Origin of the sequence: Micromonospora sp. S-DT3-3-22, assembly GCF_015354745.1 — a bacterium.
GTDB lineage: Bacteria > Actinomycetota > Actinomycetes > Mycobacteriales > Micromonosporaceae > Micromonospora > Micromonospora wenchangensis.
Map to the genome: position 1 here is coordinate 1 of NZ_JACGMO010000082.1, position 24,360 is coordinate 24,360.

A 24,360-nucleotide genomic window follows, 5' to 3' on the forward strand; every position below is an offset into this window, starting at 1 on the left:
GGCGGCTGGCGGGTGGGCAGCACCGGTGCGGGCCAGGGGCCGGCGGGTCTCGGGTCGGCGGCCTGCGGGCGGGCGGTGGCGGGCGGCGTGGACCGGTCGACCGGGGGGAGGAAGGCGGTCGGCCCGTCGTGCTGGTCGGGGCGCGGGTCCCCGCCCTGCCGGGTCATCGCGGCACCGTCGCCGATCGCAGCGCCGTCGAGTCCTCGAACGCGGGCACGGTGACGGAGCCGACGTGCTCGGAGTAACCGAGCTGGTAGTGGTCGACCGCCTGCTTGAACAACCCGACTCCCTGAGAGCCGGCGAGGGCCTGCTGGAGGGCAGCGGGATCGCCGATTGCTACGATCTTGAATGGTGGCGAGTACACCCGGCCGTGCAGCAGCAGGGTGTTACCGACGCAGCGTACCGCGCTGGTGGAGAGCACGCGGACGTTCATGATGGACATGGCCTCCGCACCTCCGGCCCAGAGCGCGTTGACCACCGCCTGCACGTCACCCTGGTGGACGACCAGGTCGTCGTTGGTGGCGCCCTTGGGCAGGGTGCCATCGCTGCGCCGGGGGGCGTCGTTCAGCTCGACGGTCACCCCGGGCCCGGTGAGCGCGGTGAACCCGGCCGCCTGCTGGAGCGCCTGGGCGCGGTCGCGCTGCTCCTTGATCGGTTCGTCGGTGTCGGCCAGGGCGGCGGTCTCGCCCTCCACGTCGGCGCGCAGCCGGGCGGCCCGCAGCTCGCTTGCGGCCACCTGTTCCCGGCGGTCCTCGATGAGCTGGGTGAGCTGGGGCCGGCGGTCCTCGCGCAGGGCGGTGCCACCGGCGGTGGTCGCCGTGGTGGTGAAGAGCAGCCCGGCCGCGGCGGCGATCAGCGGCACGCCTACCGACCAGCCCGGCCGGCGCTGCCGGGGGCGTCGCGGCAGGAAGGCGGCGACCGCCCGGCGCATGGCCTTCTGCCAGGACGCCGCACCGGATGTGTACTCCACCGAGCGTTCCTCTCCCGTCGTGTGGTGACGCCCGTCACGACCCGGGACGGTCACCGGCGTCGCGTCGACCCGCCCGATCCGGTCACCGCGTGCACCGGATCGACCCCATTCATGGCCTGGAGCGGCCTTCGGGACTACGCTAGCTGTCGAACATTATTGGCCATGGACCGTCGCCCCCGCGCCCGGTTGTCAGGCCGGACGAGGTCGTCACCCCTCTGGAGAGCGTCGTGCCCAAGTCTCAGGTCCGTAAGAAGAAGGTGTACACCCCGCCGACGGACGTTCGTCCGACGACAACGGCGGCGACGCGCAAGCCTAGCCCGGTGTGGCTGCCGGCGACCGCTGTCGCGCTGATCGTCGGCGGCATCGGCTGGCTGGTGGTCTATTACCTCTCCGAGCAGGAGTACCCGGTCGCCTCGTGGGGCTACTGGAACCTCGCGGTCGGGTTCGGCGCGATGGTGGGCTCGCTGATCCTGCTCTCCCGCTGGCGTTGAGCGCGGCGCTCCGGCGCGCTCCGCGACACGTCCCAGGTCACCCCGGACGGCCCCAGCCCGGCGCTTCGGCGTCGGGAGCCCTATGGTGTCCGCAGGGCGGCGTGGCCTGGTGCGAGAAGACTCACGTTACCGTTGGGTAACTTTCGCGTAGGCTGCACTGCATGACCGAGCGGAGCGAGGTCATCGACCGGTCCGGTCGGGGGTGCGGCGGCGTCACGCCGGCCACCCCCTGAGCCGGCCCCCGGTCGCCGAGCCGCTCGACAGGCAGCAGACCGGGAGGCCAACTCGATGGGCAGCGTCCAGATCGTCACCACGGTCCTCGCCGCCGCCATCACCGCCGTGGCGGTGTGGCTCGCGGTGCGCGCGGTGCTGAAGATGGTGGCCGTCATCCGGCTGGGGCAACCCGCGCCGGAACGGTTCGCCGACAAGGGCACCCGGGCGAAGACGATGCTGGTCGAGACGGCCGGCCACACCCGGATGCTCCGGTGGGGCGTGGTGGGTGCCGCGCACTGGTTCGTGATGGTCGGCTTCATCGTGCTGTCGCTGCTGGTGCTGGAGGCGTACTTCGAGGTCGTCTCACCGACCGGCGGCCTGCCGCTGATCGGCGGCCTCGCCGTCTACGGCCTGGTCACCGAGGTGATCGCGGTGCTCGGCACGGTCGGCATCGGAGTGCTGATCGCGATCCGGGTCCGCAACCGGCCGACCCGTCCGGGCGGGCGCTCCCGGTTCACCGGTTCCACCATGTGGCAGGGCTACTTCGTCGAGGCGGTCGTCCTCACCGTGCTGATCATGGGGTTCGTGATCCGCGGCTTCAAGGTCGCCACCGACCACTTCGAGTACCCGGTCTGGGCCACCCCGGTGAGTCACGCCGTCGGCGCGCTGCTTCCCGCCTGGCCGGCCGGCGTCAGCATCGCCGCCCTCATCAAGATCGCCATCTCGATGACCTGGCTGATCGTCATCGCGCTGAACGTGACGATGGGCGTCGCCTGGCACCGCTTCCTGGCGTTCTTCAACATCTTCTTCAAGCGGGAGCCGGCCCGGCCCGCCGGCTCCGGGCTCGGCCCGCTGCGCCCGATGACGAGCAACGGCAAGCCGCTCGACTTCGAGGAGGCCGACCCGGAGAAGGACCAGTTCGGTGTCGCCCAGGTCGAGCAGTTCACCTGGAAGGGCCTGCTCGACTTCAGCACCTGCACCGAGTGCGGGCGCTGCCAGTCGCAGTGCCCGGCCTGGAACACCGGCAAGCCGCTGTCGCCCAAGCTGCTCGTGCTCAGCCTCCGCGACCACGCGTACGCCAAGGCGCCCTACCTGTTGGCCGGCGGCGGCAAGGACCTCACCGGCGAGGAGAAGGCCACCGCAGCGCAGCTCGCCCACCTCGACGTGCTCACCCTCGCCGAGGCCGAGAAGCCGCTGATCGGCGACGCCGAGGCCGGCGGCGTCATCGACCCGGACGTGCTGTGGTCCTGCACCACCTGCGGGGCCTGCGTCGAGCAGTGTCCGGTCGACATCGAGCACGTCGACCACATCGTCGACATGCGCCGCTACCAGGTGCTGATCGAGTCGAGCTTCCCGTCCGAGGCCGGCGTCATGCTGCGCAACCTGGAGAACAAGGGCAACCCGTGGGGCGCCCCGCAGAACACCCGCGAGGACTGGACCAAGGGGCTGGGCTTCGAGGTGCCCCGGGTCGGCGAGGTCGACGACTTCGAGTACCTGTTCTGGGTCGGCTGCGCCGGGGCGTTCGAGGACCGGGCCAAGAAGACCACCCGGGCGGTCGCCACCCTGCTGCACGAGGCGGGCGTCTCCTTCGCCATCCTCGGTGAGGGCGAGACCTGCTCCGGTGACCCGGCCCGCCGGATCGGCAACGAGTTCGTCTTCCAGATGCTCGCCCAGCAGAACGTCGAGACCCTCAACGAGGCGTTCGAGGGCCGGGAGCAGGCCAAGCGCAAGATCGTCGCCACCTGCCCGCACTGCTTCAACACCCTCGGCAACGAGTACGGCCAGCTCGGCGGCGAGTTCGAGGTGGTCCACCACACCCAACTCCTGGCGCACCTGGTCAGCACCGGCCGGCTCACCCCGGTGCAGCCGGTCGACGGCGGCGTCACCTACCACGACCCCTGCTACCTGGGCCGGCACAACCGGGTCTTCGCCGCCCCGCGCGAGGTGCTCGGCAGCGCCCTCAACGGCGGTGGTAGGGCCGACGCCGACCTGATCGAGATGCCGCGCAACAGTGAGCGCTCCTTCTGCTGCGGTGCCGGCGGCGCCCGGATGTGGATGGAGGAGAAGATCGGCAAGCGGATCAACGTGGACCGGGTCGAGGAGGCCATGTCCACCGGGGCGCGGACGGTCGCCGTCGGCTGCCCGTTCTGCTCGACGATGCTCAACGACGGGGTCAACGGCAAGGGAGCCGGCGAGCAGGTCGAGGTGGTCGACGTGGCCAGCGTGCTGCTGCGCTCGGTCAAGCCGGACACCGCACCCGGCGGGAAGGAGACCGCGCCGGCCGCCGGCTGAGGTCGTACCGTCGCCGTGGGCGGACGCACGACGGCGACGGCACCCACCGGTGCCGCCGCCGTGGCGGTGGTTCACAACGCCGTAACGGTCAGGACGTCGTGGTGGTGATGATGGCGGCCGTGGTGGTGACCGTGGTCGCCACCATGATCGCGGCCTGGGTCTCCTCGATCGCCTTCTTCGTCGCCGCGGACGCCCAGTCCCCGTCGGCGATCTCCGTGGTGCGGGCCTTCAGCCGCTCCTTCGGCAGTTCCCGGAAGAGCTTGCGGTCCAGCCCCACCGCGCGGGTCAGGCCGAGCAGCGCGGCCGTCCGGGCCTCCACCGGGCCGTCGGCGAGCAGCGCGTCGACCATCCGCTGCCGGGCCGCCGTCTCCGCCACCGGCTCCGCGCCGGTCGGCGACGGGTAGCGGGTACGCGGGAAGACCAGCAGCACCCGGTCGGACTCCCGGCGCAGCACCCCCTCTTCGACCAGGCCCGACAGCACCCGGTCGGGCAGCCCCTTGGCCAGCCGGCTGATCCAGTCCTTGGGGCGGCGACGCTTGCCGTCGGCGGCCACCTGGGCGAGGGCGTCGTCGAGCACCGGGCGGCCGACCGGCGTCGGGTCGGTCACCACCAGCCGGTCGTCGGCCACCTCGACCCGACCGGCGAGCGCCAGTTCGAGCAGCACCGCGCCGGACAGCCCGTAGTCGAGGTGCGGCCGGCCGAGCCGGTTCACGCCGGTGTCGTCGTAGGCGAGCAGGACCAGTTCGTCAGCGAGGGTGAGCGGTGCCATGCCGTCCACGCTAACCCCGTGGCGCGAACCCCGCCCGTGGGCGACCCGGCGGTGACGCCGGTGACCGTGTGCCACGCACCGGTGACCGCCGGGGGTGGATCTGAAACAATCACGTCCATCGACTCACTGCTGCTCGGCACGCTGCTGCCCCTGGCCGGCTTCGTGCTGCTGACCGCCGGCAACGCGTTCTTCGTCGCGGCCGAGTTCGCCCTGGTCACCGTCGACCGGGCGGAGATCGACAGGCGGGCCGAGGCCGGCGACGCCACCGCCGCCACGGTACGCCGGGCGCTGCGCGAACTGTCCTTCCAGCTCTCCGGGGCGCAGCTCGGCATCACCCTCACCGCGCTGCTCACCGGCTACCTGGCCGAGCCCGCCCTGTCCCGGCTGTTCGCCCCGCTGCTGGCCCCGCTGGGCGGGACGGACCGGTTCGGCCCGCTGCTCGCCCTGGCGCTGGCCACCCTGCTGTCGATGCTCTTCGGTGAGCTGGTGCCGAAGAACCTGGCGCTGGCCCGGCCGATGCCGGCGGCGCTGGCCACCGCCGGCCCGATGCGGGCCTTCTCCCGGGCCTTCGGCTGGCTGATCCGGGCGCTGAACGACTCGGCGAACCGGCTGGTCCGCCAGCTCGGCGTGGAACCGCAGGAGGAACTGGCCAGCGCCCGCTCGCCGGAGGAACTCGGGCTGCTCGCGGCCATCTCGGCCCGCGCGGGCGCGCTGCCGCCGGACACCGCGATGCTGCTGCGCCGGACCATCCGCTTCGGCGACAAGCGGGCCGCCGAGGCGATGACCCCCCGGGTGGACGTGATCGCGCTGCGGGCCACCGCCACCGTCGCCGAACTGCTGGACCTGTCCCGGCGGACCGGCCGGACCCGGTTCCCCGTCTTCGAGGAGACCCTCGACCTGGTCACCGGGGTCGCGGCCGTGCCGGACGCGCTCGGCGTGCCGCTGGCCGCGCGGGCCCGCACCACAGTCGCCTCGGTCGCCCGCGAGCCGGTGTACGTCCCGGAGAGCCTGGACCTCGACGGCGTGCTGGCGGCGCTGAAGGCCGCCGGTGCCGACCTGGCCATCGTCGTCGACGAGTACGGCGGCACCGACGGGGTGGTGACCGTGGAGGACCTGGTCGAGGAGCTGGTCGGGGAGATCGCCGACGAGTTCGACCCGGCCACGGTGGACGACGCCCACGCCACCGGGCTGACCGTGCCGGGCGGGGAACGGACCGTCCTGGTCGACGGGGTGCTGCGGGAGGACGAGCTGTTCGAGCAGACCGGGTTCCGGCTCCCCGAGGGCCCGTACGAGACACTGGCGGGCTTCCTGATGGCCCGGTTGGGGCACATCCCGCTGCCGGGCGAGACGACCCGGGCGGACGGCTACGCGTTCACCGTCGTCGAGGTGGAGCGGCACCGGATCGAACAGGTCCGGGTGGTCCGCCCCGAGGAGCCGCACGCCGATGACTGAGCTGCTGGTGGCGGTGGTGCTGCTGCTCGGCAACGCGTTCTTCGTGGGCAGCGAGTTCGCCCTGATCGCGTCGCGTCGTACGGTGGTGGAGCCGATGGCCGCCACGTCGAAGCGGGCCCGGTGGGCGTTGTCGGCGATGAACCAGATCCCGCTGATGATCGCCGGGGCGCAGTTGGGCATCACCGTCTGTTCGCTCGGGTTGGGCGCGATCGCCGAGCCGGCCCTGGCCCACCTGCTGGAGCCGGTGTTCCACGCGGTGCTGCTGCCGGCGGGCGCGGTGCACCCGGTCTCCTTCCTGATCGCGCTGGGCGTGGTGGTGTTCCTGCACACCGTGGTCGGCGAGATGGTGCCCAAGAACATCACCCTGGCCGGGCCGGAGCCGTCGGCGCTCTGGCTGGGGCCGGCGATGCTGGCGTTCTGCCTGGCCACCAAGCCGTTGCTGCTGGCGATGAAGTGGGCGGCGCGGCAGGTGCTGCGGCTGTGGGCGGTGGAGGCGACCGACGCGGTCAAGACGGTCTTCACCGCCGAGGAGTTGGCGGGGCTGGTCGCCCAGGCCCGCACCGAGGGGCTGCTCGACGCCGAGGAGCACGCCCGGATCACCGGGGCGTTGGCGTTGCACGACCGTACGGCGGCCGACGCGCTGCAACCGTGGTCCACGGTGACCACGGTGGCCGAGGACGTCTCACCGGCGTCCCTGGAGGTGCTGGCGACCGGCACCGGCCGGTCCCGGTTCCCGGTGGTGCAGCGTTCCACCCGCCGGGTGCTGGGGTTCGTGCACGTCAAGGACGTCCTCGGGTACGCCGGGGTGGCCCGTCGCGCGCCGGTGCCGGCCGAGGTCTACCGGCCGCTGGCGGTGGTCCCGCCGGACCGTACGCTGGCCGATCTGCTGCTGGCGATGCGGCGCGAGCGGCGGCACATGGTGCTGGTGAGCGACGGTCGCCGCCCGCTGGGTGTGGTCACGCTCGACGACGTATTGACTGCCATCGTTGGAAAATGAGTGCACACCCTTTGTGTGCAAGCGATTGCACTGATGTGATGGAGTGCCCACCCGCCTTGATTCCCCACCGCGACTGCCCCTAATGTTGCACCGGCCGCTGTGGGACGTCTGCCTCCTTCTTCCCCTTAGCGAGGCGCCCGGCGGTCGGTTGCAAAGGAGTCGACGCCGGTGGCAACCATGCCCCCTCACCGTCACGCCCAGGGCCAGCCGCACGCACGGCCGGCAGCCCTCCGGCGGGTCGCCCGCCGCCTGCTCACCCTGGTCGCGGCGGTCGCCGTCGGTGCCGGGATGCTCGCCGTGCCGGCCCACGCCGCGCCGTCGCCCGAGGAGATCGAGGCGGCCCTCGACAAGCAGTGGGAGCAGATCGAACCGACCATCGAGAGCCACCACAAAGTCCAGGAGCAGCTGAAGGTCAACCGCAAGAAGGCCGCCGACCTCCAGAAGAAGATCGAGCCGCTGGCCCTGCAGAGCGAACTCGCCCTGGGCCGGGTAGGCGACCTCGCCTCCCGCTACTACAAGTCCGGCCCCTCGCAGGAGCTGAGCGCGCTGCTCACCACCACCAAGCCGGGCACTCTCGCCGCGCAGCTGACCATCCTGGACCGGCTCGCCGCCGAGCAGCGCCGGGAGGTCGAGGCCGTGCTCGTGGTGCGCCGCAAGTACGACGCCGAGAAGCAGAAGCTCGACACGCTGATCGCCGCCGAGGTGAAGCAGGAGAAGGAACTCGCGGCCAAGAAGAAGCAGATCAACGCCGAGATCAAGCGGTTGCAGGCGGCGATGCCGAAGACCACGGTGAAGGTGAACGGCTGCCCCACGATCAACGGTGTGGTCAGCTCCGCCGCCCGGACCGCGATCGCGACCGCCTGCGCGCAGGTCGGTGACCCGTACGTCTGGGGTGCCACCGGGCCGAACTCGTTCGACTGCTCCGGGCTCACCCAGTTCGCGTACAAGGCGGCCGGCATCTCGCTGACCCACTTCACCGGTGCGCAGTGGAACGAGGGCAAGGCCATCCCGCGCTCCGAGGCCCGCCCCGGCGACCTGGTGTTCTTCTTCAGCGACCTGCACCACGTCGGGCTCTACCTGGGCAACGACATGATGGTGCACGCGCCCCGGACCGGTAAGCCGGTCCAGGTGACCAGTATCAACTACATGCCGGTGGCCGGCTTCCGCCGCCCCTGACCAGCGCATACGCCAACCCCCGGCCCATCGGGCCGGGGGTTGCGTGTTTTCCGGTCACGTAGTGTGCCGGCCCGGCGGGTTGCGGATCGATAACGACCGTCTCTACTCTGGTCAATCGTCGGTCGGCACCAGGTCCGCCCCACCCGGGGTGGCGTCGACCGGCACCGCCGAGTCGCCTCCGGGCGAGCCGGGGACCCAGGTACGCCGGGGTGAATCCGCGACCACCGCGGTAGGGCGCTCCCTTCCCGCCCGAACCCGTCAGCTAACCCGGTAGGCGGTCGAGGAAGAAGGAGCCCGGAGCCCGGTGGCACACCATGCCCCGCGGCCACCGTCGCACCGGACGACCCAGGTCGCCCGGAACACGACGGTGCCGCGCCCACGCTGGTCCCGCTTCACCACCACCCTCGCCACCCTGGCCGCCGCCGCTGTCGTGTTGACCGGTGGCCCCACGGCGGCGCACGCCGACCCCTCGGTCGCCGAGATCGAACGGCAGATCGACCAGGACTGGAACAAGCTCGAACCACTCATCGAACAGCACAACGCCACCCGCACCGACCTCGCCGCCAAGCGCCGGCAGGCCGACGCGCTCGGTAAGCGCATCGCCCCCCTGCAACGCCGCGTCGACCAGGCGATGAACCAGGTCAGCGGCCTCGCCGTGCAGGCGTACAAGGGCGAGAACGTGTCCACCGTCAACGCCCTGCTGGGCAGCCGCAGCCCGAGCCAGGTGGTCGAGCAGCTGGGGCTGCTGGACCGGTTCGCCAGCCGCCAGCAGCGCGAGGTGCGGGAGGTCGCCCAACTACGCGACGAACTCGCCGCGACCAAGGCACCGCTGGACGAGATGGTCGCCCAGCTCACCCGTACCGAAGCGCAGCTCGCGGCCCGCAAGAAGCAGATCAACACCGAGATCGACAGGTTGCAGAAACTGCGGCTGAAGGTCTACGGCAACGGCGGCGGTGGCAAGCTGCGCCCGGCCCCGTGCCCCGCCGGCTACCCCGGTGGTCCGGCCGGTACGGCGGTCAAGTTCGCCTGCGCCCAGATCGGCAAGCTGTACGTGTGGGGCGCGGCCGGCCCGGACAACTACGACTGTTCCGGGCTGACCATGGCGGCCTGGGCGAAGGCCGGGGTGTCGTTGCCGCACAACGCCCGGCAGCAGCGCCAGGTCACCGACCGGGTTAGCCGGGCCGACCTGCGCCCCGGCGACCTGGTCTTCTACTACTCCGACCTGCACCACGTCGGGATGTACGTCGGGGACGGCTGGGTCGTGCACGCGTCCCAGGCCGGCAAGCCGATCACGATGAAGCGGGTCGACGACGGACCGGTCAACAGCTACGGCCGGCCCGGCTGAGCCACCGCGTCCGGGCCCCGGCCAGGGGCCCGGACGCGGTACGCCACGTCAGCGGATGGGCCAGGTGCGCCAGTTCTGCCAGGAGCGGCTGGGGGTCGGCCCCCGCTGGCCCTGGTAGCGCGACCCGTACACGGCGGAGCCGTACGGGTGCTCGGCCGGCGAGGAGAGCCGGAAGATGCAGAGCTGACCGATCTTCATGCCCGGCCAGAGGGTGATCGGCAGGTTGGCCACGTTCGACAGCTCCAGCGTGACGTGGCCGGAGAAGCCCGGGTCGATGAAACCGGCGGTCGAGTGGGTGAGCAGTCCCAGCCGGCCCAGGCTCGACTTGCCCTCCAACCGGCCGGCGAGTTGGTCGCCGAGCGAGATGACCTCAAGCGTGGAGGCGAGCACGAACTCGCCCGGGTGCAGCACGAACGGCTCGCCCGCCGGCACCTCGACCATCGACGTCAGGTCGTCCTGCTGCACCGCCGGGTCGATGTGGGTGTAGAGGTGGTTGTTGAACACCCGGAACAGCTTGTCGAGGCGCACGTCGATGCTGGACGGCTGCACCAGACTCGGCTCGAACGGCTCCAGCGCCAGCGCGCCCGCCTTGATCTCGGAGACGAGGTCCCGGTCGGAGAGCAGCATCGGGACACCATATCCAGCGCCCCGGCCGGACCCGCCCACCGGGCCGCCCCACCGGCCGGCGTCGTCGCCGCCTCCGAGGCGTACGTCGGGCCGTTCGACCTGCGTGTCGGACTGTCTTTCGAACGCCTGTTCGATAGAATGACGGCATGGCATCCTGGTCCGCATTCGCCGCCGACGAGCCCCGACTCGCCGACGGGATCCGCCTTCTTCTCCAGCAGTACGGGTCGGGTTTCGGCTACCTGGCCACCGTCCGCGCCGACGGCGGGCCCCGGGTGCACCCGGTCTGCCCGCTGGTCACCGACGGCGGGCTGTTCTGCTTCGTGGTCGACTCGCCCAAGCGGCGTGACCTCGAACGCGACGGCCGCTACGCGCTCCACTCGTTCCCGCCCGAGGAGAGCGACGACGAGGCGTACGTCGCCGGTCGTGCCGAGCCGGTGACCGACCCGGCCCGGGTGGCGCTGGTGGCCGAGATCGGCCGGGCCGCGCCCCAGGTCGACTGGCGGCTCTTCGAGTTCAGCGTCGACGTCGCCATGCTCACCCGCCGCGACCAGGGCGGCCCGTTCAGCGGCGACGCCGGGCGGCCTTCCGTACAGGTCTGGCTCGATCCGGTGCCCGGCCGGCACGGTGTCGCCGGCCTGCCCGACCAGCGACCGTCCCGGCGCGGTCGGCACGGGTTCGACACCCGCCGCACCGCCGCCTGACCCCCCCGGAAACGACGGTGCCGGCCCCGTCCCGGAGGGACGGAGCCGGCACCTGACGCTGTGCCGTGCAGCCGGTCAGGCCGACGCGCGGTACGCGGTCCAGGCGTTCACCATGCGGCTCGCCTGCCCAGGGGTGAACTGGTACATGCACGAGTCGTAGGTGTAGTCCATGAAGTTGGTGATCGGGTCCTTGCCGGCCGCAGTGCAGGTGTCCCGGCCGGTCGGGCACTCGAAGGCCGGCTCACGCTCGGCCGGGGTGTCCGAGACGCCGTCGCCCGAGCCCGAGCAGCCACCCTGGAAGGTGTGGTAGAGGTTCAGCCAGTGGCCGACCTCGTGGGTGCCGGTGTCGCCCAGGTTGTAGTTGGTGGCGGTGCCGTTCGGCAGCGACTCGCCGAGCACCACGACGCCGTCCATCACGTCCAGGGTGCGCTTGGGGAAGGTCGCCCAGCCGAGCAGGTCGTCGCTCAGCTCGCCCAGGTAGATGTTGAGGGTGTTCTTGCCGCCGGTGCGCAGCGAGGTCTTCATCGACCGCTCGGCCGGGGAGCCCTGCACGATCGGGTACCACGATGCGTTGGTGACCCGGTTGATCTTCTGAAGCTGGAAGGCGAACCCGGTGGCGGCCCCACCGGTCGCACCGCTGTACGCCTGGTTCAGCACGCTGATCTGCGAGTTGATCATCGAGTCGGGGATGTTCCCCCCGGCCCGGGTGCTGTCCCGCTGGATGACGTGCACGACGACCGGGATGGTGATCGGGGCCAGCGCCACCGTCACACCCTCGGTCGAGCCGGTGCGGTAGCTGGACTTCGACCGCAGGGCGCTGTTACGCAGGGCGGCGGCGAACTCCGCCTCCCGCTCCTGGACCTGCTTGGCGGTCAGCTCGTTCGGGTCGTGCCGCTTGTGGGCGGCCTTGCTGCCGCCACGGACGCGGGCGTCGGAGTGAACGTCCGCGTGGGCGTCGGCCGGCTCCGCGCAGGAAGTGTTGCCGGGGGCTGCGGAGTACGCGGAAGCCGCAGGTACGACGCCCACCGCAGCGGTGCTCAACAGCAGCGCGAAGGTCGTCGACGCGACACCGGCGGCACGCCGGGTCAGCAGGTTGGGACGCAGTCCCATGGGCCCACCTCTTTCTGGCGGCGCGGCAGGGGGTATGTCGCGCCGAGGTCGTGAACGTGGGGGTGACGTTACAACTGATCGACACGTTTGAGAACGTCCCTAAGCTGCTTCTGTGAAACATCTGACCGTTTCATTTGCGCCCTTCGTGTCCGGATGGTCACGACTGGTTGTCGACGGCGCGCGGGGGTGCCCGGGTGCGCGGGCGTGGTCACCTCAGGTACAGTGGTCCCGCTTGCGGGTGTAGTTCAATGGCAGAACATCAGCTTCCCAAGCTGACAGTGCGGGTTCGATTCCCGTCACCCGCTCCACGTGCGTAAGCCCTGGTCAGGACACGCGTCCCGCCAGGGCTTACGTGTCTCTAGGTCATGTTGCCCGGCTTGCGCCGGGCCGCCCTGGTCGCCTCGTCGATCGCGCCGGCGATGCCACGGTCGGCCTCCCTGACGCGAGGCTGTCACCGGTGCCCGCCCGACCGCACCCACTGCCGAGCAGCACCGGATTCACGGGAGCCCTGCGGCCTGAGGAGCTGCCGGTCGTCGCATGGCTGAGCGAGCGGGCATACACCTGGCGCGTCCTTTAGACCTGATGACGCAAACGACTCACACCGGTGGCGGCACCGGCGTCGACGTCAGCACCGCCGCCGCCCAACACCTGCCGCGTGCCGTCCGTCGCGGAGACGGGAACGCCGCCCAGGGTGGACACGCCGTGCCCGGGGTCGCAGGACCCCGTTGTCTGCCGTCCGTTGCCTGCCGCCCGTCGCCCGACGCCCCTCACCCCTCGCCCCTCGCCCGTCGTCCGACGCCTGCCGCCCGACGCCCCTCACCCCTCGCCCCTCGCCCGTCGTCCGTCGCCTGCCGTCCGCCGTCCGTCGCCTGCCGTCCGATGCCCCTCGCCCGTCGCCTGCCGTCCGTCGCCTGTCGCCTGTCCTCCTTGGCCTGCTGGCCTGATTCGTTGACGACATCAGCTCGAAAGGACGCGCTAGGACTACCTGACCCCGGGCCGACCTGGGCGACAGTCCGGGGCGGAAACCTCGACACTTCCCCGTCGGGGATCATGTGGGGTGCCATCGCCCCTGCTCCGAGGAGGTCGCCGTGCCGGCGAAGCTGACCCGGGACGAGGCCGTCGTCCTCGTCGAGCGGATCATGCGGCTCGACTATGCCGACGACGGCGAGCTGAACGACTGGCTGGACAGCCTCGAACGCGACCTCGTCTGTCCGGACGTCTCCGATCTGATCTTCACGACCACCCCGGAGCTGACGGCCACCGAGGTCGTCGACCGCGCGCTGGCCTACCGGCCGATCGCGATGCGGGCCACCCCGTGGCCGGAGACCGAGGAGCAGGCCCGGCCTGACTGACCCAGGTGCGCACGTGCGCGGCCGGCGCGGGAACGGCGGGGCCGGGGCGGCACGTACGCTGGCGATCATGCGGATTGGCATCGTGATCCTTCCCGACCAGCGCTGGCCGGAGGCGCGTCGGCGCTGGCAGCAGGTGGACGAGTGGGGCTTCGACCACGCCTGGACGTACGACCACCTGGGGTGGCGGGACCTGGTCGACGGTCCCTGGTTCGACTCGATGTCGACGCTGACCGCCGCCGCCATGGTCACCGACCGGGTCCGGCTGGGCACCCTGGTCGCCTCACCCAACTTCCGGCATCCGGCGGCGTTCGCCCGGCAGGTCACCACCCTCGACGACGTCTCCGGCGGGCGGTTGCTGCTGGGCCTCGGCGCGGGTGGCATCGGGTTCGACTCGGCGGTGCTGGGCGGGGAGACGCTGCCGCCCCGGCCGAGGGTGGACCGGTTCGGCGAGTTCACCGAGCTGCTGGACCTGATCCTGCGGGAGGACGGCACCACCTGGCGGGGCGACTGGTTCAGCGCGGTGGACGCCCGGAACAACCCCGGCTGCGTGCAGCAGCCCCGGGTGCCGTTCGTGATGGCAGCCAACGGGCCCCGGTCGATGCGGCTGGTCGCCCGGTTCGGTCAGGGCTGGGTCACCACCGGCACCGGTGAGGAGGAGCTGACGGCCTGGTGGGACGGGGTGGCGACGCTCTGCGCCCGGATGGACCGTACCCTCGACGAGGCCGGCCGCGACCCGGCGAGCCTGCCCCGCTACCTCTCCCTGGACTCGGCGCCGGTCTTCTCGCTGCGCAGCGCCGACTTCTTCGCCGAGCAGGTGGCGCGGGCGGCGGCGCTCGGCTTCACCGACGTGATCACCCACTGGCCCCGGGCCAGCAGTTGGTACGCGGGCGACGAGGCGGTCCTGGCCGACGTCGCCACCCGGCTGCTGCCGGAGCTGCGCACGGCCTGACGGGTGCCACCCCGGGGGCTGGTTCAGGTGCCGAGATCTCCGGCGGGCGTCCCGCCGTCGCCGGCCGAGACCAGCCGGAACCGGATGCAGACGATCGCGGTGTCGTCGGTGACCGGGGTGCCGACCCGCGCCCAGTAGCCGGCGTGCCCCGCCCGCCAGTCCTCGATGGACCGGTCCCCCTCCCCCTCGGAGCGGGCGAAGTCCCAGGAGACCCCGGCGAAGGGGACCACCTCGATCCCGGTCACCTCGACCACCCCGACGAGGGCGTCCCGGTCGTCGACCAGGGCCAGCCGTTCGCCGACGTGCTCCAACTCCTCGGTCTCGTCGGCGTACTCGGTGAGCAGGCCGGCGGTGGCCGTCTTCACCCCGGCCAGCACCAGCGTGTTGAGCGTGGTGCGCAACTCGCCGGGGGTGCCGAGGGCGAGCGTGCGGAGTCCGCCAATCCGTGGCCACATGCGGCCGAGGCTACCGCCGCGCCGATTTCCGTCGCCCGGTTTCGATGCCCCCACGGTCGGCTCCGCCGTCGCTACGGTGGGTCCGACGACGGGAGGAACCATGGACCGACGCGCGGTGCTCGTCCCCGGACGGGGCTACGACACCCACTACCCGCTGTTCGCCTACCCGGGTGAGGGCCTGCGCCGGGCGGGCTTCGACGTCCACGAGATCGGCTGGCAGCCGCCGGAGGGGATCGGGATGGACGGCGCGCCCCCGTCGGTGGCGATGGACTGGGTCGCCGGGCAGGTCTGCACGGCGGTCGAGGAGTTCGTGCGGCTCACCTGGCCGGGCTGACACCGGGCCGCAGGTCAGGGCAGGTCGGCGGGGGTGAGCAGCCCGCGTACGCCCAGTTCGGCGGCGACCGGGTCGGGCAGGTCGACGACCACGGCGGCGACGCCGACCCAGTGCGCGCCCCGGGCCTCGCAGAGGTCCCGGACGGCCCGTACCTGGGCGCCGGTGGCGACCCAGTCGTCGACCATGAGCACCCGGTCGTCCGCGCCGAGCCGGTCGTCGCGTACCGCGAGGTCGACCTGCCGGCCCCGGAAGTCGGGTGGGCTCTGCGCCCAGGTCAGCGGGCCGGCGGGGAGGCGTCCGTCACCGGGCTTGTGGGCCGGGACGAAGCCGACGCCCAGGGCGGTCGCGGCGAGCGGCCCGAGCATCAGCCCGGTCACCGCGGGGGCGACGACGACGGTGGGCCGGTCGGCGCGGAACGGCTCGACCAGGGCCGGACCGAGCCCGGCCAGCACCTGCGGGTCCCGCCACCAGCGGGAGACGTCGCTGACCAGGTGGCTGCTGCCGGGCCCCGGATCGACCCAGGCGAACAGTTCGGCGAGGCGGGCACGCAGCGCGGCGGTCATGCCCACATCCTCGGTGGCGAATACCACCGGTGGCATTCTGGCCCGTGCGGCCCAGCGGTCCTCGGCTGATCGGTCACACGTATCACTGTAATTCTGGGCATACCACCATGATCACGTTGACTTCGGAAGTGCTTCTCTCGTTACGGTCCGAGCCGTTATGCAGGCATACGAAAGGACCGAGCCGGTGGTTGGCAGGCACTCCCGTACCCGGATCTTCTCCTCGCCCGCCGGCATCGCCGCCACCGCGGCGCTCGGTGTCGCGCTCGCCGTCGGCGGCACCGTCGGCGCGGTGCAGCTGACCGCCGACGACGCGCCGGCCACCGTGGTCGTCGACCCGGTCGCCCCCAGCGCCGCCACCACCACCGACGCACCGACCCCGAGCCCGAGCCCGAGCGCCACCGCCTCCCCGAGCGCCAGCCCGTCGCCCACCGTCACCGCCAGCCCGAAGGCCACCCGAACCCAGGCCGCCTCCCGGAGCAAGCCGCGCACGGCCGCACCCAAGCCGTCCGCCACCACGAAGAAGGCGGCCCCGAAGAGCACCGTGGTCGACAGCGGCTCCTGCGGTGCGTCCTTCTACGACGAGGGCCAGTTGACCGCCAACGGGGAGAACTTCGACCCGAGCGCGATGACCGCCGCCCACAAGACCCTGCCGTTCAACACCAAGGTCCGGGTGACCAACCCGGCCAACGGCAAGTCCGTCACCGTACGGATCAACGACCGTGGCCCGTTCATCGACGGGCGTTGCATCGACCTGTCCCGGGCCGCCTTCGCCGCGATCGCCTCGGTCGACCTGGGTGAGCTGACCGTCAGGTACGAGGTGCTGGGCTGACGGCGAACGGTGGCACCAGCGGGACGGCCGGGCAGAACACCCTCAATCGTGGGGCTAGGTTCATTCTCCGGCCCGGTTCCATCAGGCATGCTGTCCCACGTACGTAAACATGCCTTCCAGTTGGGCCGAGGCCCACTGAGTCCCGGGTCCCGCGCCGGCGTCGGCGCGGCCGTCGGGCTGCTCGCGCTCGTCTCGGCGATCGAGTCGGCCGACGGCCGTGCGGTGCACTACGTCGCGCTGATGGCGGTGGCGCCGATCCTGGCCGCCGGCTTCGCCTCGTGGCGCGCGGTGGCCGGGGTGGGTTTCCTCGCGCTGCTGCTCGGGGCGGGTTTCGCGGTGGCCGATCCGGCGATGAAGCTGACCACGGCGGTGTCGCTGGTCGGGATCGCCTTCGCCACCGTGGTGGCGGCGAGCGTGGCGGCGGTCCGGCAGGGGCAGGTGGAGCGGATCGGCGAGTTGTCCAAGTTGGCCTCGGTGGCCCAGCAGGCCGTGCTGCGTCCGCTCGGTCCGCAGGTCGGCACCCTGGCGGTGGCGGCCCGGTACATCTCCCCCACGGCCACCGCCGAGATCGGCGGCGACCTGTACGAGGCGATCGACACCCCGTACGGCGTCCGCATGATCATCGGGGACGTGCGGGGCAAGGGGCTGGACGCCGTCCGGCTCGCCAGCATCGTGCTCGGTTCCTACCGGCACGTCGCGTACGAGCGGCCCGACCTGCGGGCGGTGGTGGCCGACCTGGACCGGGCGGTGGCCCGCAACGTGGGGGACGAGGACTTCGTCACGGCGGCCGTGGTCGAGGAGCGCGGCGGGACGCTGACCATCGTCAACTGCGGCCACCCTGCGCCGCTGCTGCTGCGCCGGGGTGCGGTGATCCCGCTGGAGCCGCCCGCCCCCGCCCCGCCGTTGGGGTTCATGCCGGTGGTCCGGCCCCGGGTCGAGCGGCTGGAGCCCGGGGACCGGCTGCTGCTGTTCACCGACGGCCTCGGCGAGGCGCGGCGGGACGGCGAGTTCTTCCCGACCGCCGACCGGGCCTGGCGGCTGCTCGGCCACGGCACGGTCGGCGACGGTCTGGCCTCCCTGGAGACCGCGTTGGTCGAGTGGGTGCACGGCCGGCTCGACGACGACATCGCCCTGGTCCTGATGGAGTACACCGGCCCGCGTAGCGGGGTGACGGTGGCGGTGCCCTCGTGGGAGGTCGGCGCGGCCGAGAGCTGACCGCCGGGTGTGTAACCGCCGTCACTTCCGCGCCCGGGTTGTCGCTGCCTACCCGTGAGTAATACAGTGGGGGTTACTGATCGGTAACACCTGTCCGGAAGCGGGGCCAGCGAACATGACCCACTACAAGAGCAACCTTCGGGACCTTGAGTTCAACCTGTTCGAGGTCTTCGGGGCGGACCAGACGTTCGGCCAGGCGCCGTACACGGACCTGGACGTCGACACCGCCCGCAGCTTCCTCTCCGAGGTCGACCGCCTGGCCCGCGAGGACCTGGCGGCCAGTTACCAGGACAGCGACCGCAACCCGCCGGTCTTCGACCCCGCCACGCACACCGCGCCGCTGCCGGAGTCGTTCAAGAAGTCGTACCAGGCGTTCATGGACTCCGAGTTCTGGCGGCTGGACCTCCCCGAGTCCCTGGGCGGCAGCAGCGCCCCGCGCGCCCTCTGGTGGTCGCTCGCCGAGCTCGTGCTCGGCGCCAACGCCCCGGTCTGGATGTACGCCTCCGGCCCGTCCTTCGCGCACGTGCTGCACGTCGAGGGCACCGAGGAGCAGCAGAAGTGGGCCAAGCTCTTCATCGACAAGCAGTGGGGCTCCACGATGGTGCTGACCGAGCCGGACGCCGGCTCGGACGTCGGCGCCGGCCGTACCCGCGCCGTCCAGCAGCCCGACGGCTCCTGGCACATCGAGGGCGTGAAGCGGTTCATCACCTCCGGTGAGCACGACCTGAGCGACAACATCGTGCACTACGTGCTGGCCCGCCCGGTCGGTGTGGAGGGCGTCGGCGGGCCGGGCACCAAGGGGCTGTCGCTGTTCGTCGTCCCGAAGTTCCACTTCGACACCGAGACCGGTGAGCTGGGCGAGCGCAACGGCGTCTTCGCCACCAACGTCGAGCACAAGATGGGCATCAAGGTCTCCAACACCTGCGAGGTGACCTTCGGCGAGCACGGCGTACCGGCCAAGGGCTGGCTGCTGGGCGACAGGCACGACGGCATCCGGCAGATGTTCATGATCATCGAGTACGCCCGGATGATGGTCGGCACCAAGGCGATCGCCACCCTGTCCACCGGCTACCTCAACGCCCTGGAGTACGCGAAGAACCGGGTACAGGGCGCCGACCTGATCCAGCAGGCCGACAAGGCCGCGCCCCGGGTCACCATCACCCACCACCCGGACGTCCGTCGTTCGCTGCTGATGCAGAAGTCGTACGCCGAGGGACTGCGGGCGCTGGTCTGCTACACCGCCACCTGGCAGGACAAGGTCGCGCTCGCCGAGGCGGCCGGCGACGAGAAGGCGACCAAGCTGGCCAAGCGGGTCAACGACCTGCTCCTGCCGCTGGTCAAGGGCGTCGGCTCGGAGCGGGCGTACGAACTGCTCGGCCACGAGGCGCTCCAGACCTACGGCGGTTCGGGCTTCCTCCAGGACTACCCCCTGGAGCAGTACGTCCGGGACGCCAAGATCGACACCCTGTACGAGGGCACCACCGCGATCCAGAGCCTCGACCTGATCTTCCGGAAGATCGTCCGGGACAACGGCAGGGCGCTGACCGCCGTCGCCGGGGAGATCCAGGAGTTCATCACCACCGAGGCCGGCAACGGGCAGCTCAAGGAGGAGCGGCTGGCGCTCGGCCGGGCGCTCGCCGAGATCCAGAACATCCTCGGCGTGCTGACCGGCTGGCTCGGCGAGGCCCAGGGCGGCGACGCCCGCAGCCTCTACAAGGTCGGCCTGAGCAGCCGCCGTTTCCTGCTCGCCCTGGGCGACCTGGTGGTCGGCTGGCTGCTCCAGAAGCAGGCCGACGTGGCGCTGAAGGCGCTGGCCGGCGAGGTCTCCGCCACCGACCGGGCGTTCTACACCGGCAAGGTGGCCGCCGCCCGGTTCTTCGCCCGCGAGGTGCTGCCCCGCATCGGCGCCGACCGGCGGATCATCGAGGGTGCCGACCTGGACATCATGGACCTCCCGGAGGAGGCGTTCTGATCCCGGCCGGTCGATAGTTCGCAACGGGGCCGATGTTGCGGTATCCGAACGCCTGGATACCGCAACATCGGCCCCGTCGCACCTGCCGCCCCCCGGATTTGCCCGCCCCGATCCCGGTAGGCGGGAGGCTGGGCGGGTAAGCCGCGCGGACCACGTCGTCAGGGCACGCCCAACGGCCACCGCACGGGGGAGTGCAGCGCACATGGGTATCGGTAGCGGCATCTTTCTCATCGCGCTCGGCGCGATCATGACGTTCGCCATCCGGGCCAACGTCTGGTGGATCGACCTGCGCGCGGTCGGCTGGGTGTTCATCCTGGCCGGGCTGGCCGTACTGCTCACCACGCTGTGGTTCTGGCAGGACCGGCGTAAGCGGGCCCGTACCCTCATCGTCGAGGAGAACCGGCTCTCCCACCCGACCGCGATGATGCCGCCGCCGCCCGACCCGCCGCCGCCCACCGCACCCCCGTCCTGACCGCGCGGCCGTCCCGGTTGCTGCCTGAGGGGTCAGCCGCGGGCGGTGTGCCGGGCGATGATCGGGGCGGCGCCGGGGGTCAGCTCCGCCCACGGCACCGCTGCCCGGTGCACCACCAGGTCGGTGGTCCGCAGCCCCTCCCGGTCGGCCCGTTCCGGGTCGAGCAGCGCCGAGAGCAGCGAGACGCCCGGATTGTGCGCGACGAGCAGCACCGTGCCGGCCTCCGGTTCGACCGTCCGCACCAGGTCGAGCAGATCGTCCGGGTGTGCCTCGTACGCGGCGGCGGCGTACCGCACCACCGGAGCCGTCCCCGCCGGGCCACCCTCCGGCGGGGACCCGGTCATGCCCAGCGCCACGTCGTGCCAGGTCTGCCTGGTCCGGCGGGCCGCCGAACAGATCACCACGTCGGGGAGCAGACCCTGCCGGGTCAGCCACGCACCGGCGGCGGCGGCGTCCGCGTGGCCCCGGGCGGTCAGCCTGCGTTCCACGTCGGGGCCGGTCGTGGGCTGTTCGGCCTTGGCGTGCCGGAGCAGCACCAGTGTCCGTGTCTCGGCCTCGCCGTCCGTCATGGCACCAGCTTGCCTGATTGGCGCGGGTGTCGCCTGGGTAAGTCGATGGATGCCACTCGCTCATCGATGCCCTCGATGGCCGTGGCGGGTGGGTAACGCCAGCTGACAGCCAAGGAGGCGACGTCATGGGCATCGGTGCCAGCATCTTCCTCATCGCGGTGGGCGCGATCTTCGCGTTCGCCGTCGACGCCAATCTGGGATGGCTCAACCTCGACGTGGTCGGCTGGGTGCTGATGCTCGCCGGTGTCGTCGGGCTGCTGACCACCCTCTACTTCTGGAACAGCCGCCGCCGGGCGGTCGTTACCACCGCGGTGCGGCAGGACCAGGTCGTCGCCGACCGGGTCGTGCCGGTGCAGGGCGACCGGGTGGTGCGCGAGGAGTACCGCGAGACGCGCGGCTCGGGTTACCCGGTCTGACCGTCCCGCACCCCATGATCTCGAGGGCCCCGCAACGGCGCGGGGCCCTCGAACTGTCTGCGGTTCTTTCCCGGGGCCGGGCGGGGTCAGGCGAAGAGGGCGAAGTAGATCGCGATGTGGTGACAGAGGGCGGCGATCAGGGTGCAGGCGTGGAAGAACTCGTGGTGGCCGAAGACGGTGGGCCACGGGTTCGGCCGGCGCAGCGCGTAGAAGACGGCACCGACGCTGTAGATCGCCCCGCCGACGGCGAGCAGCACGAGCACGGCGACCCCGCCCTGGCGCAGGATCTGCGGGAGGATCGCCACCGACACCCAGCCGAGGGCCAGGTAGAGCGGTGCGGAGACCCAGCGTGGGGCGTGCGGCCAGATCAGCTTGACGGCGACCCCCGCCAACGCCCCGCCCCAGACCAGGCCGAGCATCAGGACGGCCGTCGGCCGGTCGAGCAGCAGGACGCAGAGCGGGGTGTACGTGCCGGCGATGAACACGAAGATCATCGAGTGGTCCATCCGGCGCATGATCTGGTAGCCGCGCTCCGACCACACCCGGCGGTGGTAGAGGGCGCTGGTGCCGAACAGGCCGCAGACCGTCACGCTGTAGATCAGGCAGCTGACCAGGGGTGTCCAGCCGGGCCGGGTGGCCGCGATCGCACTGAGCACGATGCCGCAGACGAGCGCGACGAAGAACGCGTAGGTGTGCAGCCAGCCGCGCATCCTGGGCTTACCGATGTCGACAGGCTTGAGTCGAAGCGGTGCGGAGGTGGTCACGCAACCAGGTTACGGCACCGTAGGTTACTTCTAGGTAGTGCGACCCGTCACCACACCGGTCGGGTCCACCTACCCTGGACGGCCCATCGATCGGAGAGTATGGCGCAATGCGGATCCGACCCGTGGGCCGGCACGCCCTCCTGCTCGACTGCGACGACCCCGCCCAGGTGGAGCGGTGGCGGGCCGAGCTGTGGCGACGTCGGGAAGCCGGTGGGCTGAGCGCCGCCGAGATCGTCCCGGCCGCCGGCACCGTACTGCTCGACGGGGTGCCCGACCCGGCGTCGACGGCCGCCCGGATCGCCGGCTGGACCCCCGACCCGGCCGTCACCACCGCCGAGGTCGCCACCGTCGAGGTGCCCACCGTGTACGACGGGGAGGACCTGCCCCGGATCGCCGCGCACTGGCGACTCACCGTGCCCCAGGTGGTGCACCGCCTGGAGAGCACCGAGTTCCGGGTGGCGTTCTGCGGGTTCGCCCCCGGCTTCGCCTACCTGACCGGGCTGCCCCCGCAGTACGCGGTGCCCCGACTGCCCACCCCGCGCCCCCGGGTGCCGGCCGGCTCGGTGGCCCTGGCCGGGCCGTACGCGGGGATCTATCCGAGCGCGTCGCCGGGCGGCTGGCTGCTGGTGGGGCGGACCACGCTGACCCTGTTCGACGTGTCCGCCGACCCACCCGCCACCCTCACCCCCGGCACCCGGGTCCGGCTGGTGACCGGATGACCGCACCGCAGGACACCACAGGTGCGATCGAGGTACGGCGGGCGGGACCGCTTACCACGGTGCAGGATCTGGGGCGGCCCGGGTGGGCGCACCTCGGCGTACCCCGGTCGGGGGCGCTCGACCCGGCGGCGCTGGCGCTGGCGAACCGGCTGGTCGGCAACCCGGCGGACGCCGCCGGCCTGGAGCTGACCCTCGGCGGCGGTGAGCTGCGGCTGACCCGGGCCGCCACGGTGGCGGTGACCGGGGCCGACGTCGACGTCCGGGTCGACCGACGGCCCGGTGACGTGGGCCGGCCGCTGGCGGTGCCGGCGGGCGCGGTGCTGCGGATCGGTACCCCCCGGCACGGGCTGCGCACCTGGCTCGCGGTCGACGGCGGGATCGCCGTCGCGCCGGTGCTCGGCAGCCGGTCCACCGACACCCTGTCCGGCCTCGGACCGCCCCCGGTCCGCGACGGCGACCTGCTCCCGCTCGGCCGACCGGCCGGCCCACCCGCCCCGGTGGACTTCACCGTCGGCCGGCCGGTGCCGGACGAGCTGCGGCTGACCCTGCGCCCCGGCCCGCGCGCCGACTGGTTCACCGCCGGGGCGATGGTGCTGCTGCTCGGCACGGCGTACACGGTGAGCCCGGTCAGCGACCGGGTCGGCGCGCGCCTGCGCGGCGTGGCGCTGCCCCGCGCGGTGGCCGGCGAACTGCCCAGTGAGGGCGTGGTGCTCGGGGCGGTGCAGGTGCCCGCCGACGGCCAACCGTTGATCTTCCTGGCCGACCATCCGACCACCGGCGGCTACCCGGTGATCGGGGTGGTGGACGACGTGGCGGGGCTCGCGCAGGCCCGGCCGGGGACTACGGTGAGGTTCCATGGACCTCAACGCTGACCTCGGCGAGGGATTCGGCATCTGGCGGCTCGGCGACGACGAGGCGCTGCTCGACCTGGTCACCTCCGCCAACGTGGCGTGCGGCTTCCACGGTGGCGACCCGTCGACCATGCGCCGGGTGTGCGCCGCCGCCGCCGAACGTGGCGTCGCGGTCGGCGCGCAGGTCGGCTACCGGGACCTGGCCGGCTTCGGCCGCCGGCACATCGCGTACGGCTTCGACGAGCTGCGCGACGACGTCACCTACCAGCTCGGGGCGCTCGACGCGTTCTGCCGGCCGTACCGCACCCGGGTCCGCTACCTCAAACCGCACGGCGCGCTCTACCACGCGGCGGCCACCGACGAGGTGCAGGCCGCCGCCGTGGTCGCCGCCGTCACCGGGTACGACCACGAACTGCCGGTCCTGTGCGCGCCCGGCTCCACCCTCGCCCAGCTCGCCGTCGGCGCGGGCCTACGGGTGGTCGCCGAGGGCTTCGCCGACCGGGGCTACCTGCCCACCGGGGCGCTGGTGCCGCGTACCGCGCCGGGCGCGCTGGTCACCGACCCGGAGGAGGTGGCCGTCCGGGCGGTCCGGATGGCCACCGAGCGCACGGTGGTGGCGGTCGACGGGACCGTGGTGCCGTGCCCGGTCGCCTCGATCTGCCTGCACGGGGACAGTCCCGGCGCGGTCGCCTCGGCGGCCCTGGTGCGGGCCGCCCTGATCGGCGCCGGGGTCACCCCGACCCCGTTCGCCTGACGG

General features: G+C 72.1%; 26 protein-coding genes, 1 tRNA gene and 1 riboswitch. Of the genes, 19 read left to right on the forward strand and 8 right to left on the reverse strand.

The features are described from left to right. Nucleotides 1-163: 163 nt before the first annotated feature. Nucleotides 164-970 (reverse strand): DUF881 domain-containing protein, encoded by an 807-nt coding sequence (locus H1A17_RS22145; protein ID WP_145917232.1) that lies wholly within the window; start codon nucleotides 968-970, stop codon nucleotides 164-166. Between the two features lie 227 nt (nucleotides 971-1,197). On the opposite strand from H1A17_RS22145, the gene H1A17_RS22150 reads away from it, so the two are divergent. Together H1A17_RS22150 and H1A17_RS22155 are read left to right on the forward strand one after the other, a co-directional pair. Then, a complete protein-coding gene (locus H1A17_RS22150; RefSeq protein WP_145917233.1) occupies nucleotides 1,198-1,461 on the forward strand; it encodes a cell division protein CrgA in 264 nt (87 codons plus the stop codon). A 288-nt stretch (nucleotides 1,462-1,749) separates the two neighbouring features. After that, nucleotides 1,750-3,966 carry a (Fe-S)-binding protein gene (locus tag H1A17_RS22155; RefSeq protein ID WP_145917234.1) on the forward strand — a complete coding sequence of 739 codons (2,217 nt, stop codon included), beginning with the start codon at nucleotides 1,750-1,752 and terminating at the stop codon, nucleotides 3,964-3,966. Nucleotides 3,967-4,054: 88 nt separating this feature from the next. Here the strand turns inward: H1A17_RS22155 and H1A17_RS22160 are convergent, their stop codons facing one another. Further along, the gene (locus H1A17_RS22160; protein ID WP_145917235.1) at nucleotides 4,055-4,735 is read right to left on the reverse strand and encodes a GPP34 family phosphoprotein; all 681 of its coding nucleotides are present in this window, start codon (nucleotides 4,733-4,735) and stop codon (nucleotides 4,055-4,057) included. A 144-nt stretch (nucleotides 4,736-4,879) separates the two neighbouring features. Here H1A17_RS22160 and H1A17_RS22165 point away from each other — a divergent pair, with 144 nt between their 5' ends. The 4 genes from H1A17_RS22165 to H1A17_RS22180 all read left to right on the forward strand — a co-directional run bounded on the left by H1A17_RS22165 (nucleotide 4,880) and on the right by H1A17_RS22180 (nucleotide 9,705). Beyond that, nucleotides 4,880-6,187: a hemolysin family protein gene (locus H1A17_RS22165; protein ID WP_145922492.1), complete on the forward strand. Its 1,308-nt coding sequence runs from the start codon at nucleotides 4,880-4,882 to the stop codon at nucleotides 6,185-6,187. After that, entirely contained in the window at nucleotides 6,180-7,184 is a 1,005-nt protein-coding gene (locus tag H1A17_RS22170) for a hemolysin family protein (protein WP_194822800.1), read from the forward strand. Before H1A17_RS22165 ends, H1A17_RS22170 begins: the two co-directional genes overlap by 8 nt. A gap of 177 nt (nucleotides 7,185-7,361) precedes the next feature. Further along, nucleotides 7,362-8,360 (forward strand): NlpC/P60 family protein, encoded by a 999-nt coding sequence (locus H1A17_RS22175; RefSeq protein ID WP_145917237.1) that lies wholly within the window; start codon nucleotides 7,362-7,364, stop codon nucleotides 8,358-8,360. Nucleotides 8,361-8,515: 155 nt separating this feature from the next. Next, nucleotides 8,516-8,652, forward strand: a riboswitch (cyclic di-AMP (ydaO/yuaA leader). 12 nt (nucleotides 8,653-8,664) lie between these two features. Continuing rightward, nucleotides 8,665-9,705, forward strand: coding sequence for an NlpC/P60 family protein (locus H1A17_RS22180; protein WP_145917238.1), 1,041 nt, complete (start codon nucleotides 8,665-8,667; stop codon nucleotides 9,703-9,705). A 48-nt stretch (nucleotides 9,706-9,753) separates the two neighbouring features. On the opposite strand, the gene dcd is transcribed toward H1A17_RS22180, so the two are convergent. Further along, nucleotides 9,754-10,332 carry a dCTP deaminase gene (gene dcd, locus H1A17_RS22185; protein ID WP_145917239.1) on the reverse strand — a complete coding sequence of 193 codons (579 nt, stop codon included), beginning with the start codon at nucleotides 10,330-10,332 and terminating at the stop codon, nucleotides 9,754-9,756. Nucleotides 10,333-10,478: 146 nt separating this feature from the next. Here dcd and H1A17_RS22190 point away from each other — a divergent pair, with 146 nt between their 5' ends. Continuing rightward, nucleotides 10,479-11,033, forward strand: coding sequence for a pyridoxamine 5'-phosphate oxidase family protein (locus tag H1A17_RS22190; RefSeq protein ID WP_145917240.1), 555 nt, complete (start codon nucleotides 10,479-10,481; stop codon nucleotides 11,031-11,033). A 75-nt stretch (nucleotides 11,034-11,108) separates the two neighbouring features. On the opposite strand, the gene H1A17_RS22195 is transcribed toward H1A17_RS22190, so the two are convergent. Then, a complete protein-coding gene (locus H1A17_RS22195; RefSeq protein ID WP_145917241.1) occupies nucleotides 11,109-12,143 on the reverse strand; it encodes a zinc metalloprotease in 1,035 nt (344 codons plus the stop codon). A gap of 234 nt (nucleotides 12,144-12,377) precedes the next feature. On the opposite strand from H1A17_RS22195, the gene H1A17_RS22200 reads away from it, so the two are divergent. From H1A17_RS22200 to H1A17_RS22210, 3 genes are all read left to right on the forward strand, one after another. Further along, nucleotides 12,378-12,451 (forward strand) — tRNA-Gly (locus tag H1A17_RS22200). A 780-nt stretch (nucleotides 12,452-13,231) separates the two neighbouring features. Continuing rightward, on the forward strand, nucleotides 13,232-13,495 hold the full coding sequence (locus H1A17_RS22205; protein ID WP_194822801.1) for an e9imm peptide: 264 nt from the start codon (nucleotides 13,232-13,234) through the stop codon (nucleotides 13,493-13,495). Nucleotides 13,496-13,562: 67 nt separating this feature from the next. Then, complete coding sequence (locus H1A17_RS22210) at nucleotides 13,563-14,444, forward strand: LLM class flavin-dependent oxidoreductase (RefSeq protein ID WP_194822802.1); 882 nt, start codon at nucleotides 13,563-13,565, stop codon at nucleotides 14,442-14,444. A gap of 23 nt (nucleotides 14,445-14,467) precedes the next feature. Here the strand turns inward: H1A17_RS22210 and H1A17_RS22215 are convergent, their stop codons facing one another. Further along, on the reverse strand, nucleotides 14,468-14,899 hold the full coding sequence (locus tag H1A17_RS22215) for an ASCH domain-containing protein (protein WP_145917244.1): 432 nt from the start codon (nucleotides 14,897-14,899) through the stop codon (nucleotides 14,468-14,470). Nucleotides 14,900-14,999: 100 nt separating this feature from the next. Between H1A17_RS22215 and H1A17_RS22220 the strand changes: the two genes are divergently transcribed. Then, complete coding sequence (locus H1A17_RS22220; protein ID WP_194822803.1) at nucleotides 15,000-15,233, forward strand: hypothetical protein; 234 nt, start codon at nucleotides 15,000-15,002, stop codon at nucleotides 15,231-15,233. A 14-nt stretch (nucleotides 15,234-15,247) separates the two neighbouring features. On the opposite strand, the gene H1A17_RS22225 is transcribed toward H1A17_RS22220, so the two are convergent. Further along, nucleotides 15,248-15,796 carry a phosphoribosyltransferase family protein gene (locus tag H1A17_RS22225; protein WP_194822819.1) on the reverse strand — a complete coding sequence of 183 codons (549 nt, stop codon included), beginning with the start codon at nucleotides 15,794-15,796 and terminating at the stop codon, nucleotides 15,248-15,250. 184 nt (nucleotides 15,797-15,980) lie between these two features. Between H1A17_RS22225 and H1A17_RS22230 the strand changes: the two genes are divergently transcribed. The 4 genes from H1A17_RS22230 to H1A17_RS22245 all read left to right on the forward strand — a co-directional run bounded on the left by H1A17_RS22230 (nucleotide 15,981) and on the right by H1A17_RS22245 (nucleotide 20,284). Further along, nucleotides 15,981-16,625 carry a septal ring lytic transglycosylase RlpA family protein gene (locus H1A17_RS22230; RefSeq protein WP_145917245.1) on the forward strand — a complete coding sequence of 215 codons (645 nt, stop codon included), beginning with the start codon at nucleotides 15,981-15,983 and terminating at the stop codon, nucleotides 16,623-16,625. 87 nt (nucleotides 16,626-16,712) lie between these two features. After that, the gene (locus tag H1A17_RS22235) at nucleotides 16,713-17,840 is read left to right on the forward strand and encodes a PP2C family protein-serine/threonine phosphatase (protein ID WP_145917246.1); all 1,128 of its coding nucleotides are present in this window, start codon (nucleotides 16,713-16,715) and stop codon (nucleotides 17,838-17,840) included. 115 nt (nucleotides 17,841-17,955) lie between these two features. Next, nucleotides 17,956-19,812: an acyl-CoA dehydrogenase gene (locus tag H1A17_RS22240; RefSeq protein ID WP_194822804.1), complete on the forward strand. Its 1,857-nt coding sequence runs from the start codon at nucleotides 17,956-17,958 to the stop codon at nucleotides 19,810-19,812. A gap of 202 nt (nucleotides 19,813-20,014) precedes the next feature. Then, nucleotides 20,015-20,284, forward strand: a complete 270-nt coding sequence (locus tag H1A17_RS22245) for a DUF6458 family protein (RefSeq protein WP_067300694.1) — start codon at nucleotides 20,015-20,017, stop codon at nucleotides 20,282-20,284. 32 nt (nucleotides 20,285-20,316) lie between these two features. On the opposite strand, the gene H1A17_RS22250 is transcribed toward H1A17_RS22245, so the two are convergent. Then, a complete protein-coding gene (locus H1A17_RS22250; RefSeq protein ID WP_194822805.1) occupies nucleotides 20,317-20,853 on the reverse strand; it encodes a histidine phosphatase family protein in 537 nt (178 codons plus the stop codon). Nucleotides 20,854-20,978: 125 nt separating this feature from the next. On the opposite strand from H1A17_RS22250, the gene H1A17_RS22255 reads away from it, so the two are divergent. Beyond that, nucleotides 20,979-21,269 carry a DUF6458 family protein gene (locus H1A17_RS22255; RefSeq protein ID WP_145917249.1) on the forward strand — a complete coding sequence of 97 codons (291 nt, stop codon included), beginning with the start codon at nucleotides 20,979-20,981 and terminating at the stop codon, nucleotides 21,267-21,269. Nucleotides 21,270-21,355: 86 nt separating this feature from the next. Here the strand turns inward: H1A17_RS22255 and H1A17_RS22260 are convergent, their stop codons facing one another. Continuing rightward, nucleotides 21,356-22,033, reverse strand: a complete 678-nt coding sequence (locus tag H1A17_RS22260; RefSeq protein ID WP_194822806.1) for a hemolysin III family protein — start codon at nucleotides 22,031-22,033, stop codon at nucleotides 21,356-21,358. A gap of 107 nt (nucleotides 22,034-22,140) precedes the next feature. Here H1A17_RS22260 and H1A17_RS22265 point away from each other — a divergent pair, with 107 nt between their 5' ends. Genes H1A17_RS22265 through H1A17_RS22275 form a run of 3 tightly spaced genes read left to right on the forward strand, consistent with a single transcriptional unit; the run spans nucleotide 22,141 to nucleotide 24,357 of the window. Further along, on the forward strand, nucleotides 22,141-22,752 hold the full coding sequence (locus H1A17_RS22265) for an allophanate hydrolase subunit 1 (RefSeq protein WP_194822807.1): 612 nt from the start codon (nucleotides 22,141-22,143) through the stop codon (nucleotides 22,750-22,752). Beyond that, nucleotides 22,749-23,624: a biotin-dependent carboxyltransferase family protein gene (locus tag H1A17_RS22270; RefSeq protein ID WP_194822808.1), complete on the forward strand. Its 876-nt coding sequence runs from the start codon at nucleotides 22,749-22,751 to the stop codon at nucleotides 23,622-23,624. Before H1A17_RS22265 ends, H1A17_RS22270 begins: the two co-directional genes overlap by 4 nt. Then, complete coding sequence (locus H1A17_RS22275) at nucleotides 23,608-24,357, forward strand: LamB/YcsF family protein (RefSeq protein WP_194822809.1); 750 nt, start codon at nucleotides 23,608-23,610, stop codon at nucleotides 24,355-24,357. Before H1A17_RS22270 ends, H1A17_RS22275 begins: the two co-directional genes overlap by 17 nt. The last annotated feature ends 3 nt before the right edge of the window (nucleotides 24,358-24,360 follow it).

Excerpts from the sequence above, each read along its gene's own strand:
- H1A17_RS22155 (WP_145917234.1), top strand. The coding sequence starts at position 1,750 with ATGGGCAGCGTCCAGATCGTCACCACGGTCCTCGCCGCCGCCATCACC.
- H1A17_RS22160 (WP_145917235.1), bottom strand. The coding sequence starts at position 4,735 with ATGGCACCGCTCACCCTCGCTGACGAACTGGTCCTGCTCGCCTACGAC.
- H1A17_RS22170 (WP_194822800.1), top strand. The coding sequence starts at position 6,180 with ATGACTGAGCTGCTGGTGGCGGTGGTGCTGCTGCTCGGCAACGCGTTC.
- H1A17_RS22175 (WP_145917237.1), top strand. The coding sequence starts at position 7,362 with ATGCCCCCTCACCGTCACGCCCAGGGCCAGCCGCACGCACGGCCGGCA.
- dcd (WP_145917239.1), bottom strand. The coding sequence starts at position 10,332 with ATGCTGCTCTCCGACCGGGACCTCGTCTCCGAGATCAAGGCGGGCGCG.
- H1A17_RS22190 (WP_145917240.1), top strand. The coding sequence starts at position 10,479 with ATGGCATCCTGGTCCGCATTCGCCGCCGACGAGCCCCGACTCGCCGAC.
- H1A17_RS22195 (WP_145917241.1), bottom strand. The coding sequence starts at position 12,143 with ATGGGACTGCGTCCCAACCTGCTGACCCGGCGTGCCGCCGGTGTCGCG.
- H1A17_RS22210 (WP_194822802.1), top strand. The coding sequence starts at position 13,563 with ATGCGGATTGGCATCGTGATCCTTCCCGACCAGCGCTGGCCGGAGGCG.
- H1A17_RS22215 (WP_145917244.1), bottom strand. The coding sequence starts at position 14,899 with ATGTGGCCACGGATTGGCGGACTCCGCACGCTCGCCCTCGGCACCCCC.
- H1A17_RS22220 (WP_194822803.1), top strand. The coding sequence starts at position 15,000 with ATGGACCGACGCGCGGTGCTCGTCCCCGGACGGGGCTACGACACCCAC.
- H1A17_RS22225 (WP_194822819.1), bottom strand. The coding sequence starts at position 15,796 with ATGACCGCCGCGCTGCGTGCCCGCCTCGCCGAACTGTTCGCCTGGGTC.
- H1A17_RS22235 (WP_145917246.1), top strand. The coding sequence starts at position 16,713 with ATGCTGTCCCACGTACGTAAACATGCCTTCCAGTTGGGCCGAGGCCCA.
- H1A17_RS22240 (WP_194822804.1), top strand. The coding sequence starts at position 17,956 with ATGACCCACTACAAGAGCAACCTTCGGGACCTTGAGTTCAACCTGTTC.
- H1A17_RS22245 (WP_067300694.1), top strand. The coding sequence starts at position 20,015 with ATGGGTATCGGTAGCGGCATCTTTCTCATCGCGCTCGGCGCGATCATG.
- H1A17_RS22250 (WP_194822805.1), bottom strand. The coding sequence starts at position 20,853 with ATGACGGACGGCGAGGCCGAGACACGGACACTGGTGCTGCTCCGGCAC.
- H1A17_RS22255 (WP_145917249.1), top strand. The coding sequence starts at position 20,979 with ATGGGCATCGGTGCCAGCATCTTCCTCATCGCGGTGGGCGCGATCTTC.
- H1A17_RS22265 (WP_194822807.1), top strand. The coding sequence starts at position 22,141 with ATGCGGATCCGACCCGTGGGCCGGCACGCCCTCCTGCTCGACTGCGAC.
- H1A17_RS22270 (WP_194822808.1), top strand. The coding sequence starts at position 22,749 with ATGACCGCACCGCAGGACACCACAGGTGCGATCGAGGTACGGCGGGCG.
- H1A17_RS22275 (WP_194822809.1), top strand. The coding sequence starts at position 23,608 with ATGGACCTCAACGCTGACCTCGGCGAGGGATTCGGCATCTGGCGGCTC.